Source organism: Mycobacteriales bacterium (assembly GCA_036497565.1).
In the GTDB taxonomy this organism is placed as follows: domain Bacteria; phylum Actinomycetota; class Actinomycetes; order Mycobacteriales; family QHCD01; genus DASXJE01.
Window position 1 is genome coordinate 1 of the sequence record DASXJE010000075.1, and the last position, 17419, is coordinate 17419.

Below are 17419 nucleotides of genomic sequence, written 5' to 3' on the forward strand. Positions count from 1 at the left end.
ACGGCGGCCAGCGACCCGAAGCGGCTGATCAATGCCGACGCAGACTTCTCGCCGATCCCCGGTACGCCGGGCAGCCCGTCGCTGGGATCGCCGCGCAGGACGGCGAAGTCGGCGTAGCCGGTCCCCGGGATGCCGTACCGCGCGGTGACTTCCGCCGGGCCGACGACCTCGAGCTTGGCGACGCCGCGGGCGATGTAGAGCACGCGTACCGGCGGCTCGTCGCGCACCACCTGGAAGAGATCCCGGTCGCCGGAGACCACCTCCACCGGATCCTTGTCGACGGCGGCCAGTGTCCCGATCACGTCGTCGGCCTCGAACCCGGCCACCCCCACCCGGGCGATGCCGAGCGCGTCGAGCACCTCCATCAGCACCGGAACCTGCGGGGTCAACTCGTCCGGCTCCTCCTGGCCGCCATCCGGGGCAACCCGGTGCGCCTTGTACGACGGCACCGCGGCCACCCGGAACGCCGGTCGCCAGTCCTCGTCGAGGCAGGCCACCAACCGGTCCGGCAGCCGGGTGCCGACCAGCCGGGCGGTCATGTCGAGGAAACCGCGGACCAGATTGATCGGGGCTCCGTCCGGCGCGGTGACGGTGGTGGGCACACCGTGGAACGCGCGGAAGTACATGCTGGCGGCGTCGAGCAGCATCAGGGTCACCACGACAGCCTGCCACCGACCGGCGTGGTTGCGGAGGCCACCTGCACGAGTGTCGGCGCTCGGCACGTTACTCTCCGCCATGTGAGCGAGCTCTTCCCCGCCGACCGGATCGCCCGGGCGCAGGCCGCGGCCGGCGCCGCCGACGTCGACGCGCTGTTGCTCACGCCCGGCGCAGACCTGCGCTATCTCACCGGTTACGCCGCGATGCCTCTCGAGCGGCTCACCTGCCTCGTCGTGCCCCAGGTCGGGGACCCGACCCTCGTCGTGCCGGCGCTCGAGCACCCCGCCGCGCTCGCCTCGCCCGCGAGCCGCCTCGGCCTCGAGATCGTGGCCTGGCCGGAGACCGCCGACCCGTTCGCGCTGGTGGCTGCGACTCTCGGCTCGGCACTCGGTCGCCCGGCGCGCCGCGTCGCGGTCGGTGACCGGATGTGGGCCGAACACGTACTCGCGTTGCGCGACGCGCTGCCCGGAGCGACCCAGCAGCTTGCCGGGTCGATCCTGCGCGAGCTGCGGATGCGCAAGGCGCCGGCCGAGATCGACGCCCTCCGCCGCGCCGGCGCCGCCATCGACCGGGTGCACCGGCGGATGGGGGAGTGGCTGCGCCCCGGCCGGACCGAGGCCGAGGTGGGCCGCGACATCGCCGACGCCATCCTCGCCGAGGGCCACGCCACCGTCGACTTCACCATCGTCGGATCCGGGCCCAACAGCGCCAGCCCGCACCACGAGCTCTCCGACCGGGTCATCGAACGCGGCGACATGGTCGTGGTGGACATCGGCGGCACCACCGCCGACGGCTACTGCTCGGACTCCACCCGCACCTACCTCGCCGGCGGTACGCCGGACCCTGACGTCGCCCGCTTCTACACCGTCCTGCAACGTGCCCAGGACGCCGGATGCGCGGCGGTGCGGCCCGGCGTACCGGCGGAACGGGTCGACGCCGCCGCCCGCGAGATCATCGACGACGCCGGTTACGGCGAGTACTTCGTCCACCGCACCGGACACGGGATCGGGCTGGAGTGCCACGAGGAGCCGTGGATCGTGGCCGGCAACACCGACGAGCTCGCGTCCGGCATGACGTTCTCGGTCGAGCCCGGCATCTACCTGCCCGCCCGGCACGGCGCGCGCATCGAAGACATCGTCGTCTGCACCGACGACGGGGTGGAGCGGCTCAACCTCGTCGAGCGTGAGCTCGCCGTACTGGACACGTAGAAGGGATGACACGGTGCCGGTGACAAGGACGTTGCCGACCCCCGAGGCCGAAGACCTGCTGGCGCTGACCCGGCAGATCGCCGATCGCGAGCTGCGCCCGCGGGCGGCCGCGGCGGAGCGGGCGGGGGAGTTCCCGCGCGCCGTGTTCGCGACGCTCGGCGCGGCCGGACTGCTGGGTCTGCCCTATCCCGAGGACTGCGGCGGCGGCGGCCAGCCCTACGAGGTCTACCTGCAGGTCGTCGAGGAGCTCGCGTCGGCGTGGCTCTCGGTCGGGCTCGGCGTGAGCGTGCACACCCTGGCGTGCTATCCGACGTACGCCTTCGGCAGCGACGAGCAGCGCAAGCGGCTGCTCCCCGACCTCGTCGGAGGCGAGCGGCTCGGCGCCTACTGCCTTTCCGAGCCGCAGTCGGGGTCGGACGCGGCCGCCCTCACCACCCGCGCGGTGCGCGACGGCGACGACTACGTGCTGCGTGGCGTCAAGGCGTGGGTCACCCACGGCGGGCGGGCCGACTTCTACACGGTCTTCGTGCGTACCTCCGACGACGGCCCGCGGGGGATCTCCTGCCTGCTGATGCCCGGCGGGATCCCCGGCCTGCAGCCGGCCGCGCCGGAGAAGAAGATGGCCCTCACCTCGAGTCCCACGACCCAGATCGTGCTCGACGGGGCGCGGGTCCCGGCCGACCGGCTGCTCGGAGCGGAGGGATCCGGCTTCACGATCGCGCTCGCCGCCCTCGACGGCGGCCGGCTGGGCATCGCCGCATGCGCAGTCGGTATCGCCCAGGCCGCCCTCGACTACGCCGTGGACTATGCCCAGGGTCGCACCCAGTTCGGCCGGCCGATCATCGACTTTCAGGGGATGTCCTTCCTGCTCGCCGACCTCGCGACGCAGGTCGCGGCCGCCCGGGCGCTCTACCTCGATGCGGCCCGGCTGCGTGACCGGGGCCGCCCGTCGCGGACGGAGGCGGCCATGGCGAAGCTCTTCTGCACCGACACCGCGATGCGGGTCACGACGGAGGCGGTACAGGTGCTCGGTGGCGCCGGCTACGTGCAGGACCACCCGGTCGAGCGCTGGATGCGCGAGGCCAAGGTGTTGCAGATCGTCGAGGGCACCAACCAGGTACAGCGCATCGTGATCGGCCGGTCCCTGACCGGCCGTTGACCGCTCGTGGGCCGACCGCTCGAGTGCCGGCAAAGACAGGGAGTCGACGTGGACGTGGCCAAGACGCTTGCCCAGATCGAGGATGACCTCGTGAGTGTGCCGGCGGGTCAGGTCGCCGTGGGGTCCGACCTCGAGACGATTGAGGCGGAGTTGGCGTCCCCCGATCTGAGTGGAGTCGAGCCGGCCTGGCTGCTCAAGGAGCTTCCCCGGCACGTGGTGACGGTGCCGGCGTTCCGCATCGGGCGGGTTCCGTTGACGATCGCGCAGGTGCAGGCGCTCGCGGCGGAGACGTCGGTCCGGCCGATCCTCGACGGCGGTCCGGAGCATCCCGCCACGGTCGGTGTCGAGCCGGCGTTCGCGCTGTGCGAGGCGTTGTCCGTGCTGACCGGCTCGACGGTGCGGTTGCCGACCGAGCAGGAGTGGGTACGCGCCGCACGCGGTGACGACCTGCGCACCTATCCGTGGGGCGACCGTTGGGACGAGGCGTTGGCCAACATGGGTCGCACCCGCGGAGGTACCTGTCCGGTCGGCGAGTATCCGGCCGGCCGAAGCGCCTTCGGGCTGCTCGACATGGCCGGGAACGCCGACGAGCTGACCTGCACCCGCTACGCCCCGTTCGCCGGCGCTCCGCCGGAGGTACCACTCCTGGAGGACTGGGCCTTTTCGCCGTACATCACCAAGGGCGGCGGGTACATGCACGCCCGCGACCTCGCCCGCTGCGACCGGCGGCACGGCGTCTACGCCGAGGGCGAGCCGTTGGCGGTCAGGCTGGTCCTGGTCTGAATCTGTCGGCGACGCCTGGTACGACGTCCGCATGACGACGCCGGAGTTCCCTGACCTGCTGACCCTCATCGACGAGCGGTCACGTGCTCTCGCCGTGGCCGCGGCGACCGCCGCCGACGATGCACCGGTGCCGGGCTGTCCGGACTGGACGGTCCGCGACCTCGTCGGGCACGTGGGGGAGGTGCAGCGGTTCTGGGCCGCCATCGTGGCCGCCGGTCCGCCCGACGGGCCGACCCCGGGGCCGGCGGCAGGTATGGAAAGCCCGATCCCGGACGGCGACCTCACGGCGTGGTACGCCGAGTCCACCGGGCTGCTGCGCGCAGCACTCGAGGCGGCCGGCCCGGATGCCGGGTGCTGGACCTGGTGGGCGGCCTCTCCGGCCCCCGCCACCGCCGGCGCTGTGGCGCGCCATCAGGTGCAGGAGGCCGCGGTGCACGCCCGCGACGCTCAGGAGGCCGCACATCGGGCTGAGCCGATCCCGGCGGGCATCGCCCTCGACGGCGTGGCCGAGTTCCTGGTGGCGGGGTTCGGGAGCTGCGGGGCGTGGCCGGACAAGCCCGCCCGGGTCGCCATTCAGGCCGACGAAGGCGGCGGCTGGGTCGTCGATCTCACCGATGCCGGCGCCGCAGTCGTCGACGGCGCCGCCGGCCCGGCACCGGATGTAAGTCTTCGCGGTCCGGCCAGCGACCTGCTGCTGGCCCTCTACGGCCGCCGGTCGCTCGATGCGCTCGGCGTCGACGGCGACCGGGCCGTCGTCGAGCGGCTGCTGGCGTGGCCACCGTTCGGCTGATCAGGCCCAAACCGCCGACCGGTAGCGTCTCCCTGCATGGAGGAGCTCGATCGTCGGATCGTCCGCGCGCTCGTCGATGACGGCCGCCTGAGCTACACCGACCTCGCCGAACGCGTGGGCCTGTCGGTGTCCGCCGTGCACCAGCGGGTCCGCCGGCTGGAGACCCGTGGAGTGATCCGCGGCTACACCGCCCAGGTCAACGCGGACGAGCTCGGCCTCCCGCTGACCGCCTTCGTCTCGATAAAGCCGATCGACCCGGCGGCGCCGGACGACGCCCCGGACCGGCTGGTCGGCATCGCGGCGATCGAGTCGTGCTTCTCGGTGGCCGGCGAGGAGAGCTACATCCTCAAGGTCCGGGTCGGCGGTCCGGCCGACCTGGAGTCGCTGCTGCAGGACATCCGCTCCGCCGCCAACGTCTCGACGCGCACGACGGTGGTGCTCTCCACCCCCTACGAGGGTCGGGGCACCTTCGTCTGACCTCCGCTGTCGGCGGAGGCGTCAGCTGAGGGCGTGTTCGGCGTAGCTGCCGGCTCCGGCTGCGGCGTCGTAGGTGTAGACCTCGCGACCGCCGATGTAGGCCCGCTCCACCCGCGAGAGCACGTCGAGCGGATCACCCGACCACAGCACGACGTTGGCGTCCTTGCCGACCTCCAGCGAGCCGACCCGGTCGTCGATGCCCGCGATCCGCGCCGGGTTGATCGTGATCGCCCGCAGCGCCGTCACCGGGTCGAGCCCCTCCTTGACCGAGAGGGTTGCCTGGTGCACCAGGAAGTGGATGGGCACCACCGGATGGTCGGTCGTGATCGCGATGGTCACCCCGGCCGCGGCAAGCTTGCCGGGGTTGGCGAGTGACCGGTTGCGCAGCTCAGCCTTCGATCGGGAGGTGAACAGCGGCCCGATGATGACCGGGATCCCGCGGGCGGCGATCAGGTCGGCGATGAGGTGGGCCTCCGTACCGTGGTCGATGACCAGCCGGTAGCCGAACTCCTCCGCGATCCGCATCGCCGTCGCGATGTCGTCCGCCCGGTGGCAGTGCTGCCGCCAGGGGATCTCCCCGCGGAGCACCGAGGCCAGCGCCTCGAGTTTGAGGTCGCGGTCCGGCGGCGCGGTGTCGGTCGCCGATGCGGCCCGGTCCCATTTGGCCATGTAGTTGCGCGCCTGGGTGAACGCCTCGCGGATCACCGCGGCGGTGCCGAGCCGGGTGCTCGGGAGTTGCTTCTTGTCGCCGTAGACCCGCTTGGGGTTCTCGCCGAGCGCGGACTTCAGCCCGCTGGGTGCGCGCATCGTCATCTCGTCGACGGTGCGGCCCCAGGTGGTCAACGCGATGGTCTGGCCGCCGATCGGGTTGCCGGACCCCGGGTTGACGTTGGCGACGAGGACTCCGCCGGAGATGGCGTCGCGGAAGCCGATGTCGGCCGGGTTGATCGCGTCCATCGCCCGCACCTGCGCGGTCACCGGGTCGGTCATCTCGTTGGTGTCCTGGCCGGCCCAGCCCTCGGCCTCCTCGTGCACGCCGAGGTGGGTGTGCGCGTCGATGAAGCCGGGGAGCACCCAGCGGCCGCTCGCGTCGACGGTGACCGTGCCGTCGGGGACGACGGTGTCCGGCCCGCCCACGGCGGTGACCCGCCCGCCGTCCACGACGACGGTGCCACCCTCGATCGGTTCGCCCTCGATCGGGACGACCCGACCGCCCACGAACGCTATCGGCTGCTCTGGCACCGGCACCTCCGAAGTCGTGACCACGCTGGCCGCAAAAGCCTAGTGCGTGCCCGGTGAGCCCCGATGAGGTGGCGACGTGCGGCCGCCGGGCACCGGTGCGTACCGTCGGCAGGTGGTCCGTATCCTCGCCGTCGCCGACGAAACCGTGGAGAGCCTGTGGCAGCCCACGGTCCGGCGGTTGGCGCCGGACCTCGTGGTCGCCTGCGGCGACCTGCCGTTCGACTACCTCGAATATCTCGTCAGCACGCTCAACGTCCCGACGGTCTTCGTGCCCGGCAACCATGATCCGGATCTGTCCGGCGTACGGGGGAGCCGGTCCGGGCTCACGCTGCGTGCCGGAATGCCGGCCGAGTCGCCCGGCCCGGCGGGAGCGGAGAACGCCGACGGCCGCGTGGTCGACGCCGGCGGGCTCCGGCTGGTGGGCCTGGGTGGCTCGCTGCGCTACCGGCCGGGCCCCAACCAGTACACCCAGCGGGAGCTGGCCCGGCGGGCTCGTCGGTTGCGCTGCCGCACCGCGTGGCGCCGGCGCGACGGCCACGGCGTCGACGTCGTCCTCACTCACGCCCCGCCCGCCGGGGTCGGCGACGGCGAGGACCGGCCGCACCACGGGTTCGACGCCCTGCACGGCCTCGTCGCCACCCTGCGGCCCCGGCTCCTGCTGCACGGCCATATCCACCCGTATGGCGCCCCCGCCCCCGATCGGGTGATAGGGGCGACGACCGTGTGTAATGTCGTCGGCTATCGCCTGATCGATACTCCCGGTCACGCCGACCTGGAGTAGAACGGGGACCGTGGCGCGTGACACCGGATTCCCGACCGCCGACGCGGAGAACGACTTCCTGCGCGCCCGGCGGGCCCAGGTGCTCTCCCGGCTTGCGCATCGGCTCCGCGGTGAGCCGGACGACGTCAACCTGATCCTCCCCTTCGACGAGGTGGTGGACGCGCTCGGCTGGGCCGGGGAGAGTTACGTGGGCCTCGAGGTCATCCCGCTCGACTCGATCGTCGGCACGGTCGACAAGACCCGCGACTTCGACCGCAAGTTCCGCCCGACCTCGACGCGGGTGCGGCAACGCTGGCAGCGCATCGCCGAGGCACAGCGGCGCGGTGGCGACATCCCGCCGATCGACGTCTACCGGATCGGCGACCTGCACTTCGTCCGGGACGGGCACCACCGGGTGTCGGTCGCGCACGCGATGCACCAGACGAGCATCGAGGCCTACGTCACCGAGGTCCGCACCCGGCTGCCGGCCACCGGGATCCGGCGGCGGAGCGACCTTCTCGTCAAGGACTACGAGCGGCTGTTCGCGAGCCGCGTCCCGCTGCCACCCGCTGCACACCAGTCGATCACTGTGCACGACCCGTGGACCTACGCCGAGCTGGGCGAGGCGGTCGAAGCCTGGGGCTTCCGCTGCATGCAGGACGAGGCCCAGTTCCTCGACCGACCGACCATCGCCCGCCGGTGGTACGCCGAGGAGTACCTCCCGGTGGTGCGCATGTTGCGCCAGGCCGACCTGATCGGGAAGCGCACCGAGGCCGAGGCGTATCTCCGAGTCGCGTCCGAACGCTACCGGCTGATCCGCACCCACGAGTGGAGCGACGAGATCGTCAACCGGCTGCGCGGCACGATCGGCTGATCGACCGCCTACTCGTTGCTTTCGTGCCGCCCGCCGTCCTCGGGGTCGGTCTGCGGGGCGGGATCGGATGCGGCAGCCGGGCTCCGCGCGCCGTCGTTGGTGCCGGCGACCGCCTCGGTGGTGACGTTCTCACCGGAGTGCGGGTCGAAGACGTGCACCTTCCGGGCGTCGAACCAGACGTTGAGCGATTCCCCCTCCCGCGCCCGCGTCGCCGGGTCCAGCCGGGTGACCACCTGGTCGGCGTCGGCGGCCACTTCGGAGCTGCCGGAGTCGCGGGCGAGCTCTTCGAGCTCGGCCGAGGTCGCCCGGCCGCCCTGGAGGGTGAAGTAGGCGAAGACGTCCGAGCCCATCGACTCGAGGACGTCGACGGTGGCCTCGAACGTGCCGCCGTAGGCCTTCTCCCGTTCCTCGACCAGCGAGGCATCCTCGAAGTCCTCGGGGCGGAGTCCGACGATGACCTGCCGGTCGAGGTTCTGACGCTCGAGGGCACGCTTGTGCTCCGGCGTCAGCGGGATGTCGCCGATGGGGGTGGAGAGCTTGCCGTTCTCCAGGGTGGCGACCAGGAAGTTCATCGACGGTGACCCGATGAAGCCCGCGACGAAGAGGTTGACCGGCCGCTCGTAGAGCACCTGCGGGCTGCCGACCTGCTGCACGAGGCCGTTGCGCATGACGACGACCCGGTCGCCGAGGGTCATGGCCTCGGTCTGGTCGTGGGTGACGTAGACGGTGGTGGTGCCGAGTCGCTTCTGCAGCCGGGAGACCTGCGTGCGCATCTGCACCCGGAGCTTGGCGTCGAGGTTGGACAGCGGCTCGTCCATCAGGAACGCCTTGGGGTCACGCACGATCGCCCGACCCATCGCGACCCGCTGCCGCTGGCCACCCGAGAGGTTGGACGGCTTGCGGTCGAGGTGCGCGGTCAGTTCCAGCACCTCGGCGGCATTGTCCACCTTCTGGCGGATGATCTCCTTATCGACCTTCGCCAGCTTCAGCGGAAAGGCCATGTTCTCCCGCACGGTCATGTGCGGGTAGAGCGCATAGTTCTGGAACACCATCGCGATATCGCGGTCCTTGGGCGCCTTGTTGTTGACGACCTCGCCCGCGATGCGCAGTTCGCCCTCGGTGATGTCCTCGAGGCCGGCGATCATGTTCAGCGTCGTGGACTTCCCGCAGCCGGAGGGTCCGACGAGGATGACGAACTCGCCGTCGGCGATCTCCAGGCTCACGGACTGGACGGCCAGAGCGCCGTCGGGGAAACGCTTGGTGACCCGGTCGAGCACGATGTCGGCCACGGTTGACTCCCTCTTATCCCTTGACGGCGCCGGACGTCAGCCCGGCGACGATACGACGCTGGAAGAGCAGTACGAAGATGACGATGGGGATGGTGATGATCACCGCGGCCGCGGCGATCGACCCGATGGGCTGTTCAAATTGCGAGTTGCCGGTGAAGAACGCGAGCTCGGCCGGGACGGTCCGCGACGCCGTGGTCGAGGTCAGCGAGATGGCGAAGAGGAAGTCGTTCCAGGCGAAGATGAACACCAGGATCGCGGTGGTGAAGATGCCCGGCGCTGCGAGCGGCGCAATCACCTTGACGAAGGCCTGGGCCGGGGTCGCCCCGTCCATCTTCGCCGCCTTCTCCAGGTCCCAGGGGATCTCGCGGAAGAAGGCGGACAGCGTGTAGATCGCCAGTGGCAACGAGAAGGTCATGTAGGGGATGATCAGGCCGGGCCAGGTGTTGAAAAGCCCGAGCGACCGCTCGATGCTGAACAGCGGGCTGACCAGCGAGATCGCGGGGAACATCGCGATCAGCAACGACATGCCGATCAGCAGCCGCTTGCCCGGGAACCGCAGCCGCGCCACGGCGTAGGCGGCCATCGTCCCGAGCACCACCGCGATCGCCGTCGAGATCAACGCGATACCGATGGAGTTGATCAGGGCGTGGATGAATTCGTTGAGCTTGAAGATGCCCCGGTAGTTATCGAGCGTCCAGGCTGTGGGCCAGAAACTCCCGCCGTCGGTGGCGATGTTGGCCGGCAGCTTGAACGACAGGGAGACGAGCCACCACACCGGGAACAGAGCCCAGGCGATGACGGCGACGTTTCCGATGCTCCACAGGGTCTTCTGCCTGGCAGTGGTAGCCATCAGCCCGCCTCCTTGAGGTCGCTGCCCGGGGTCGATGCCCCGAAGAGTTTGATGAAGGCGAAGGCGATGATGCCGACACAGATGAAGATGAGTACGGAGATGGTGGACCCGATACCGAGGTTCAGCGCGGTGAAGAGGTTGTCATATCCGAGAATGGACACGGATCCGGTGCCGTGCGCGCCCAACGTCAGGGCGTAGATGTTGTCGAAGATCCGGAAGGCGTCGAGGGTGCGGAAGAGCAGTGCCACCAGGATCGCGGGCTTCATCAACGGCACCATCACCTTGGTGAAGCGCTGCCATGGGCTGGCGCCGTCGACTTTCGCCGCGTTGAGGAGTTCTTCCGGTACGAGGGCCAGGCCGGCTAGCAGCAGCAACGCCATGAAGGGCGTCGTCTTCCAGATCTCGGCGAGGATGATCAGGCCGATTGCCTGCGCGCTGTCGGTGAGCGGCGCGCTGCCGGTGGGGAGAAGCTCGGCGAGGTAGCCGACGCCCGGAGTCCAGGCGTACTGCCAGCCGAATCCGGCGGCGATCGTGACGATGCCGTAGGGGACGAGGATCGCCGTACGGACCCCGCCCTTGCCCCAGATCGTGCGGTGCATGAGCAGTGCCAGGCCCATGCCGAAGGCGAATTCGACCGCGACGGAGATGACCGTGATGATCACCGTGACGACCAGTGCCCGCCACCAGAACCCGGAGCTCAGCACGGTCGCGTAGTTGGACAATCCGATGAACTTCGACGCCGCAGGGAACCGGAGGTCCGACCGTTGCAGGGACAGGTAGATCGCGTAGCCGATCGGGTAGGCAGTGACCGCCACCATCACGATCACGGCGGGTGCGCACAGCAACCACCCGAGCCGCCGCTCGGCCCGTGCGCCCTCCGTGAGGGCTTTGCCGCCGCGCTTTCCACCACCGCCCGCAGCCGTGCGTTCTTCGACGGCCTGTTCGGTATGAGTCATCGTGGCCTCACCAACTCGCACGCGTGCACGATCATGGGACCAAGCCCTTTGATTGGAGCGCGTCGGATATCTGGCTCTTGAGTTCGCTGACGGTCTTCTGCGGATCGATCGCGCTGGGCGGGGACAACGCGTGCTGGATCGCGATCGAGACGCTCTGGTACGCCGGCGTCTTCGGCCGGACGGTCGCGTTCTGCAGCTGCTTGTAGATGACCTGGTAGAAGGGGTAGTTCTTCTTGAAGTCGGCGCTGGGGTGCGTATACAGCGACTGGAGCGTCGGAGGAAGGCCGCCCTCAATGGCGCCGACCAGCTGCTGGGGCGCGGCGGCCAGGCAGGTCGCTGCCTCGAACGCGAGAGCCTTGTGCTGGCTGTACTTGCTGATCGCGAGGTCGATGCCGCCGATCGTCGACCGGGCCGGCTTGCCCGCGACCACGGTCGGGAACGGCGCCCAGGTGAAGCTCTTGTAGAACTTCGGCTTGTCGGCCTGCATCGACGGCCAGACGTAGGGGTAGTTGATCTCGAACGCCGCGGTCCCGGACTCCATCGCCAGCCGGCCCTGGTCCTCCTGGTCGTTGGACAGCGACGGGTCGGCGGCTGTGGACGTCGCAAACCGGCGCATCGTCGTGAGCGCCGTCACGGCCGGCGGCCCGAGGGTGACCGTCTTGCTGTCCGGAGAGAGGATCGTGCCGCCGGCGCTGGCCACCATGGAGTTGAACCACACGGTGAGGCCTTCGTACTGGGCGCCCTGCTCCTCGATGAAGTGCGGCTTGCCCTGCTTGGCGAGTGCCTCGGCCTGCGTGATCATCTCGTCCCAGGTCGCCGGTGCCTTGGGCACGAGGTCCTTGCGGTACCACAACAGCTGGGTGTTGGAGTTGTAGGGGATCGCGACGATCTTGCCCTGCCAGGTCGCGGTCGCCAACGGTCCGGCGAGCTGGTCCTTGCGGGCGTTGGTCTCGTTCTGCCCGGTCCAGGGGACGATCCACCCCGCCTCGGCGAACTCCGCCTCCCACGTGACGTCGAGACCCATGATGTCGACGGAGGTGTCGCCCGCCGCCATGCGGCGCACCAGCTGCAGGCGCTGCTGGTCTGCTGCGGTGGGCAGCTTGACGTAATCGATCTTGTACTTGCCGCCCGACTGCTTGGTGCAGGCGTCCGCGTTGGCCTGGGTCGCCGTCTGGCTGCCCGGCTGGTCGTAGAAGCTGATGCTGACCGGGCCGCCCGAATTGCTGCTGCCGCAGGCCGCGAGCAGTGGAACGGTGGCGGCGCAGGCGGCTGCGAGTGAGAGCAGGCGCCTGCGTCGGGTCGATCGGAAGCTGGACGGACTAGTCACGCTACCGCTCCCCTCAGAGCGCCGAAGCGCGGAGTGACCGGTGCCGACGGAGGAGCCGGCGCAAGCGACTCTCGGTAACGATTGGAATCTACGCATGCACCCAGGTGCGCGCAATCGCCTTGCCAATGAGCGTTCAATTCGTGACCACGCCTCCCCACCGGTCCGTCCTTCGACGGCTCGGTGCCAGACGGATCACAATAGGCGTGATTGATCGATATCGACCGAGACACGCCGCACCGCTGTGGAGCGCTGCGGACGTGCGAGGGCGAAGGGCGGCGCGGGCCCTACGGCTGCTTCGCGACTCCGTGGCGGCGACGCTCGCCGGTTGCGCCGGCGGCCGACTCCGGAGCCGCCGCGGGCTCGTCCTGGCGCCACAACGACTTGGCCGGGATCTTGTCGAGGTCGCACCGGTCGGCGTAGCGCTGGGCGATGTCGGTGACCTCGCTCAGCAGTCCGTCGGCCAGCGTGACCGGCTGGAGGCCCATCGCCAACAGCTGACGGTTCTCGACGAACAGCTCGTTGTCGGCGTCCTCGTTCCGCGGGTTGGCGACGTGGTCGATGGTCGCGCCCGTCATGTCGGAGATGATTTTGGCGAGGTCGATGACCCGGTGCGTCTCGGTCATCTGGTTGAGGATCGCCACCCGATCGCCTTGTTCCGGCGGGTTCTCGATGGCGAGCTGGATACAGCGGGCGGTGTCCTGGATGTGGATGAAGGCCCGGGTCTGGCCACCGGTGCCATGGACGGTGAGCGGGTAGCCGATCGCCGCCTGCATGAGGAAGCGGTTGAGGACGGTGCCGTAGTCGCCGTCGTAGTCGAACCGGTTGATCAGCCGTTCGTCCAGTGCCGTCTGCGGGGTCTGGGTGCCCCAGACGATGCCCTGGTGCAGGTCGGTGGCCCGCACGCCGTCGTTCTTGTTGTAGTAGGCGAACAGCAACTGGTCCTGGGTCTTCGTCAGGTGGTAGATGCTGCCCGGCTTCGCCGGGTAGAGGATCTCCTGCTCGACGGTGTGCCCGTCGTCGGTGCGCACCTCGACCCGCAGGTAGCCCTCGGGGATCTTCATTCCGGCGGTGCCGTAGCCGTAGACGCCCATCGTGCCCAGGTGCACGACGTGGATGTCCAGGCCGGACTCGACGACGGCGGCCAGCAGGTTGTTGGTGGCGTTGAGGTTGTTGCTGACCGTGTAGCGCTTGTGCCACGAGCTCTTCATCGAGTACGGCGCGGCCCGCTGCTCGGCGAAGTGCACCACGGTGTCGGGCTGGAACTCCTGCAGAAGGGAGAGCAGCCGGTGGTAGTTCTCGGCGACGTCGAACCGGTAGTAGGCGATGTCCTTGCCGGTGTGCTCTTTCCAGACCGCGAGCCGGACGCTCATCGGGGCGATCGGAGTGAGCGAGCTCACCTCGAGCTCATTGTCGATGTTCCGCCGCGACAGGTTGTCGACGATCACGACCTCGTGACCGCGGTCGGACAGATGCAGCGCTGTCGGCCAGCCGCAGAAGCCGTCTCCACCGAGAACTACGATCCGCATGTTGGAGGACTCCATCCGTCTTCGCCGATGTTCGACCGCGTGTGCGACCTGTACCTTACCGAAACGAGGCGGGAGTTTAGCCCAAGCACGATCCAGCGCCGCGCCCCGGCTGCACCTTCATGAGGATAAGCCGCCGCCCACCCGTTCGCTCGTATCAGCGCAGTGCGCCCGATTCCGGGAGAGCGTCGTCGCCGGTCCCGGGGGTCGGCTCGACCGGCCCGTCCTTGGGTCCCCGATCGACGAACAGGATATAGTGGAAAATCAGGAATCGGCTGGCGAATGTCACACAGTTCGCCAGGAAATACGCGGCGTCCACGAACAACACCCGCTCGACGTGCGACAGCCCGAGCGAGATGGCCTCCTGGTTGGCCCACTTCGCGGTGAGCGTCAGGATCAGTCCGGCGCAGATGGCCACCGCGAAGAACGGCAGCGTCTCCTTCAGCACGTGCGGACGGCCCTTGCGCTCCCACGCCCACCGGCTGAGGAAATAGCTGACGCTCGCCCCGGCGAACCACCCGGCGGCGCCGGATACTCCGGCGGTGAGGTGCAACGGTCCGAGGCACACGATCAGGGTGATCTGACTTGCCGCCAAGGCTGCCAGTGAGACGGGCAAGAAACGACCGAATCGTTTGCCGAAGGGCGTGCGAAACCGGCGCACTACCGCCGATCCGATTCGGGACGATCCGAGAGTCATTCGTGTCCTTGCCTTGCGGGAGACCGACAATCTTCGGACACACGTGCGGTACGGAATCGACCGGGACCAAAGTGCGCAGCCGCGGTCGGCGACCGGCCTATTCTATCGCCCGCACATGCGTGCCGCAGGCGATGCGTACCGTCGCGGCGGGCTAAAGGCTACCGCCGGGCGGCCTTACGGGTGGCACTGGCCCGGCGCTCCCGCCACCAGGTCATTGCGATGACCCGGGCGTAGCGGAACCCGTAGGAGAGGTTGCCGCCCTTCTTGGTCTCACCGGAGAGTCGCTGCCGCATGGTGGTGGGGACCTCGGCGACGCGGTACCCGTGATAGATCGAGCCGATCAGCAGCTCCGAGGTCTGGTACTGCGGCTGTGTCTGGGTGACCACACCGGTGATCTCGGAGCGCAACGCCCGTAGCCCGCTCGAGGTGTCGGTGAGGTGGGTACGCGTCAGGGTGCTGATCACGAAGGCGAAGAGCCGGACGCCGGTGTTCCGGAACTGGTCGCTGTTCTCGGTACGGCCGAGTTGCCGGGAGCCGATCACGAAGTCGGCGCGGTCCTCGGCGAGCAGCTTCACCATCGCGGGCAGGTCGGCCGGATCCCACTGGCCGTCGGCGTCCAAGGTGGCGATGTAACGGGCGTTGCCGTTGCGCGCGATCCGATAACCCAGGCGCAGCGCGACTCCGTGACCACGGTTGACCGAGAGCGCGCAGACCATCGCGCCGTGCTTCGCCGCCACAGTTGCGGTGTCGTCGCCGCTGCCGTCGTCGACGACCACAATGGACACCGGCACGTCGGCGATCCGGTCCGGGATCTCGTCGAGTACCGGCCCGATGTTGTCCGCTTCGTTGTACGCGGCGATGACGATGACGAGCGGCTGCAGGGTCACCTCGCCGTACCGCTGATGGAACTTCAGCAGGGCCTCGTCGGTCACCGCGACGGTGTCGACCGCCTCCCGCAGTGACCGGTGGGGCGTGTCGTCAGGTCTGTCGCTCACGTGCTGGCTCACCTCGGTGGCTCCTTGCTGTCAGGGCAGTGAATCCGAGAGCTCCCGCTACGGGCAGAAGCTCCAGCGATGGCAAAACGTATCGCCAGGAGAAGATAGACGCTGCGTTGGACGGAAGCAGCACGGCCAGGCCGGCGACCGCGAAAAGCAGACACACGAGGCGCATCCCGGATCGTCGGGCACGACCGATGCCGAAGCCACCCAGAAGGCCGAGGACCAGAGCCAGTGCCATCAGTGGGCCGGGTGCGTTGACGTATTGCCCGTAGTAATAGAGGAACCCTGTGTAGCGATGATCGGCATACGGCGTCTGGTCGCCGTACTTGTGCGATACCGGTGCCGGGTCGAATCCGTTCAACGGGTAGTCGCGCTGGAATTGGAAGCGGGCGGACCCGTTGCGCACGAGTGCAAAGCCATCGACGAAATTGGTTAAAACACTCTTGGTATAAGTACCCGGCTGATTCAGGATGACCCGCTTGCCGAAGTCCTTGAGCACCCCGTCGGTGCTTTTCCCGGGCGGCAGGTGCAGGTGGTAGGCGGGGGATTTCGGCGACCAGATCCAGAAGTCGGTGGGCTCGCGGTGACCGGGGGGTGTGGTCGGGCAGAGGCTGCGCTCGTAAGCCGGCAGGGACAGCCCCGTGCAGGTCGCGAACGGCATGACCCGGCCGTAGAGGAAGTGCCCGGAGTAGCCGGAGAGCGCGAGCTTCCCGTGCGCGAGGTCGTAGCCGACGGCGTAGAGCCCGACCGGTACGGCGAACGTGACCACCATGGCGACGGCGCCGACGATGCGAAGGCGTACGCCGGGCTGACGCAGGATCACGTAGCCGAGGGCGGGGAGCAGCAGCGCGGCTCCGTCGAGGCGGGTGATCGCCCCGAGGGCCAGCGCGAACCCGGAGACCGCGCAGGCCCAGAGCGGGATGGGGGTGCGTTTCCAGGCGAGCACGACGAGCCCGACGACCATCAGCAGCTCGAAGAACGTGTCCGCCATGATGTATTGCTCGATCAGCAGCTGATAGGAGTCGAAGAGGACCGGCAGCGTCGCGACGATCGCGAGCCAGCGTCGGACCTTCCACCGCAGCAGGAGCGCGTAGATCACGACGGCCATCGCCAGACCCATGAGGTGCTGGACGATGGCGACGATGAGGAGCGGGTGCGGGGAGTAGAGCAGCGGCGCCAGCAGTCCCGAGTAGCCGAGCGGACGGTTGACGCCCGGGACGAGCCGCCGGGCCGCGGCGAGGTAGCTGATCGAGTCCGGGAAGAGGACCGCAGGCCGGTAGGCCAGCACCACGATCACCCGGATCGCCGCCCCGGCGAGCAGCACGATCATGAACGGCAGGTGCCAGCGGAGCCAGGTCCGGCGTCGGGAGACGGCCGTCGTGGTCGGTCCCGCGCCGGCCAGCTGCTCGTCCCGGACGGCCGTCGAGGTCCAGCGGTCGGGTCGGTCGGCGTCGCCGCCGGCGATCTCGGCCACTGGGCGGTCCTTTCCCGATTGTGTTGTTGCCTTTGCGCACACGATAGGACAGCCCGCCCCGATGCGCGGCACGTCGCCCGCCGGCGACGGCCGGGCGGCCCGGCGACCGCGAACCGGCCATCGCGGCTGGCGAACCCGCGAACATAGACCCGCCCCGCGCCGACACGCCGCCCGACACGCCGGGATCTGCTGCCCGGCAAGGAAATTCCTTCGGGCCGCAAAAGTGCCGCTGACCTGCGGATACATGGTCAACTGTGGGTAACGGGTGGGTTGACGGGGGGTAGCCGAGTACGGATATGGTCCCTCACGTCTCGCACAACGGGGCGATCGGACAGCCGTTACGTACGCATCGCCA

At 69.3% G+C, this 17419-nt stretch carries 17 protein-coding genes; 7 read left to right on the forward strand and 10 right to left on the reverse strand.

Translation table 11 applies throughout. The features are described 5' to 3' along the window. Nucleotides 1–647, reverse strand: a 647-nt coding sequence (locus VGH85_06400; GenBank protein ID HEY2173430.1) for a 5'-3' exonuclease, incomplete at its 3' end; no start/stop codon positions are given. A 90-nt stretch (nt 648–737) separates the two neighbouring features. Between VGH85_06400 and VGH85_06405 the strand changes: the two genes are divergently transcribed. The 5 genes from VGH85_06405 to VGH85_06425 are packed head-to-tail and all read left to right on the forward strand — an operon-like array spanning nt 738 to nt 5074. Beyond that, nucleotides 738–1865 carry a Xaa-Pro peptidase family protein gene (locus VGH85_06405; GenBank protein HEY2173431.1) on the forward strand — a complete coding sequence of 376 codons (1128 nt, stop codon included), beginning with the start codon at nt 738–740 and terminating at the stop codon, nt 1863–1865. A 13-nt stretch (nt 1866–1878) separates the two neighbouring features. Then, nucleotides 1879–3024 carry an acyl-CoA dehydrogenase family protein gene (locus VGH85_06410; protein ID HEY2173432.1) on the forward strand — a complete coding sequence of 382 codons (1146 nt, stop codon included), beginning with the start codon at nt 1879–1881 and terminating at the stop codon, nt 3022–3024. A gap of 48 nt (nt 3025–3072) precedes the next feature. Continuing rightward, nucleotides 3073–3807, forward strand: a complete 735-nt coding sequence (locus tag VGH85_06415) for an SUMF1/EgtB/PvdO family nonheme iron enzyme (protein ID HEY2173433.1) — start codon at nt 3073–3075, stop codon at nt 3805–3807. A gap of 31 nt (nt 3808–3838) precedes the next feature. Next, complete coding sequence (locus VGH85_06420) at nt 3839–4597, forward strand: maleylpyruvate isomerase family mycothiol-dependent enzyme (protein HEY2173434.1); 759 nt, start codon at nt 3839–3841, stop codon at nt 4595–4597. Nucleotides 4598–4633: 36 nt separating this feature from the next. Next, complete coding sequence (locus tag VGH85_06425; GenBank protein HEY2173435.1) at nt 4634–5074, forward strand: Lrp/AsnC family transcriptional regulator; 441 nt, start codon at nt 4634–4636, stop codon at nt 5072–5074. 21 nt (nt 5075–5095) lie between these two features. On the opposite strand, the gene VGH85_06430 is transcribed toward VGH85_06425, so the two are convergent. Beyond that, nucleotides 5096–6316 (reverse strand): amidohydrolase, encoded by a 1221-nt coding sequence (locus VGH85_06430; GenBank protein HEY2173436.1) that lies wholly within the window; start codon nt 6314–6316, stop codon nt 5096–5098. Nucleotides 6317–6428: 112 nt separating this feature from the next. Here VGH85_06430 and VGH85_06435 point away from each other — a divergent pair, with 112 nt between their 5' ends. Both VGH85_06435 and VGH85_06440 read left to right on the forward strand, forming a co-directional pair. Beyond that, complete coding sequence (locus VGH85_06435) at nt 6429–7097, forward strand: metallophosphoesterase (protein ID HEY2173437.1); 669 nt, start codon at nt 6429–6431, stop codon at nt 7095–7097. Nucleotides 7098–7107: 10 nt separating this feature from the next. Beyond that, nucleotides 7108–7950, forward strand: a complete 843-nt coding sequence (locus tag VGH85_06440) for a chromosome partitioning protein ParB (GenBank protein ID HEY2173438.1) — start codon at nt 7108–7110, stop codon at nt 7948–7950. Nucleotides 7951–7958: 8 nt separating this feature from the next. Here the strand turns inward: VGH85_06440 and ugpC are convergent, their stop codons facing one another. The 8 genes from ugpC to VGH85_06480 all read right to left on the reverse strand — a co-directional run bounded on the left by ugpC (nt 7959) and on the right by VGH85_06480 (nt 17064). Further along, the gene (ugpC, locus tag VGH85_06445) at nt 7959–9239 is read right to left on the reverse strand and encodes a sn-glycerol-3-phosphate ABC transporter ATP-binding protein UgpC (GenBank protein ID HEY2173439.1); all 1281 of its coding nucleotides are present in this window, start codon (nt 9237–9239) and stop codon (nt 7959–7961) included. Nucleotides 9240–9252: 13 nt separating this feature from the next. Beyond that, a complete protein-coding gene (locus tag VGH85_06450) occupies nt 9253–10089 on the reverse strand; it encodes a carbohydrate ABC transporter permease (protein ID HEY2173440.1) in 837 nt (278 codons plus the stop codon). After that, nucleotides 10089–11045, reverse strand: a complete 957-nt coding sequence (locus tag VGH85_06455; GenBank protein HEY2173441.1) for a sugar ABC transporter permease — start codon at nt 11043–11045, stop codon at nt 10089–10091. Before VGH85_06455 ends, VGH85_06450 begins: the two co-directional genes overlap by 1 nt. A gap of 31 nt (nt 11046–11076) precedes the next feature. Then, nucleotides 11077–12372: an ABC transporter substrate-binding protein gene (locus VGH85_06460; GenBank protein ID HEY2173442.1), complete on the reverse strand. Its 1296-nt coding sequence runs from the start codon at nt 12370–12372 to the stop codon at nt 11077–11079. 284 nt (nt 12373–12656) lie between these two features. After that, nucleotides 12657–13898 (reverse strand): NAD-dependent epimerase/dehydratase family protein, encoded by a 1242-nt coding sequence (locus VGH85_06465; protein ID HEY2173443.1) that lies wholly within the window; start codon nt 13896–13898, stop codon nt 12657–12659. 154 nt (nt 13899–14052) lie between these two features. Further along, entirely contained in the window at nt 14053–14490 is a 438-nt protein-coding gene (locus VGH85_06470; GenBank protein HEY2173444.1) for a hypothetical protein, read from the reverse strand. Between the two features lie 260 nt (nt 14491–14750). Further along, on the reverse strand, nt 14751–15587 hold the full coding sequence (locus VGH85_06475) for a glycosyltransferase family 2 protein (protein ID HEY2173445.1): 837 nt from the start codon (nt 15585–15587) through the stop codon (nt 14751–14753). Next, nucleotides 15571–17064 carry a hypothetical protein gene (locus VGH85_06480; GenBank protein ID HEY2173446.1) on the reverse strand — a complete coding sequence of 498 codons (1494 nt, stop codon included), beginning with the start codon at nt 17062–17064 and terminating at the stop codon, nt 15571–15573. Before VGH85_06480 ends, VGH85_06475 begins: the two co-directional genes overlap by 17 nt. Nucleotides 17065–17419 lie beyond the last annotated feature (355 nt).

Excerpts from the sequence above, each read along its gene's own strand:
- VGH85_06455 (HEY2173441.1), bottom strand. The coding sequence starts at position 11,045 with ATGACTCATACCGAACAGGCCGTCGAAGAACGCACGGCTGCGGGCGGT.
- VGH85_06420 (HEY2173434.1), top strand. The coding sequence starts at position 3,839 with ATGACGACGCCGGAGTTCCCTGACCTGCTGACCCTCATCGACGAGCGG.
- VGH85_06425 (HEY2173435.1), top strand. The coding sequence starts at position 4,634 with ATGGAGGAGCTCGATCGTCGGATCGTCCGCGCGCTCGTCGATGACGGC.
- VGH85_06450 (HEY2173440.1), bottom strand. The coding sequence starts at position 10,089 with ATGGCTACCACTGCCAGGCAGAAGACCCTGTGGAGCATCGGAAACGTC.
- VGH85_06465 (HEY2173443.1), bottom strand. The coding sequence starts at position 13,898 with ATGCGGATCGTAGTTCTCGGTGGAGACGGCTTCTGCGGCTGGCCGACA.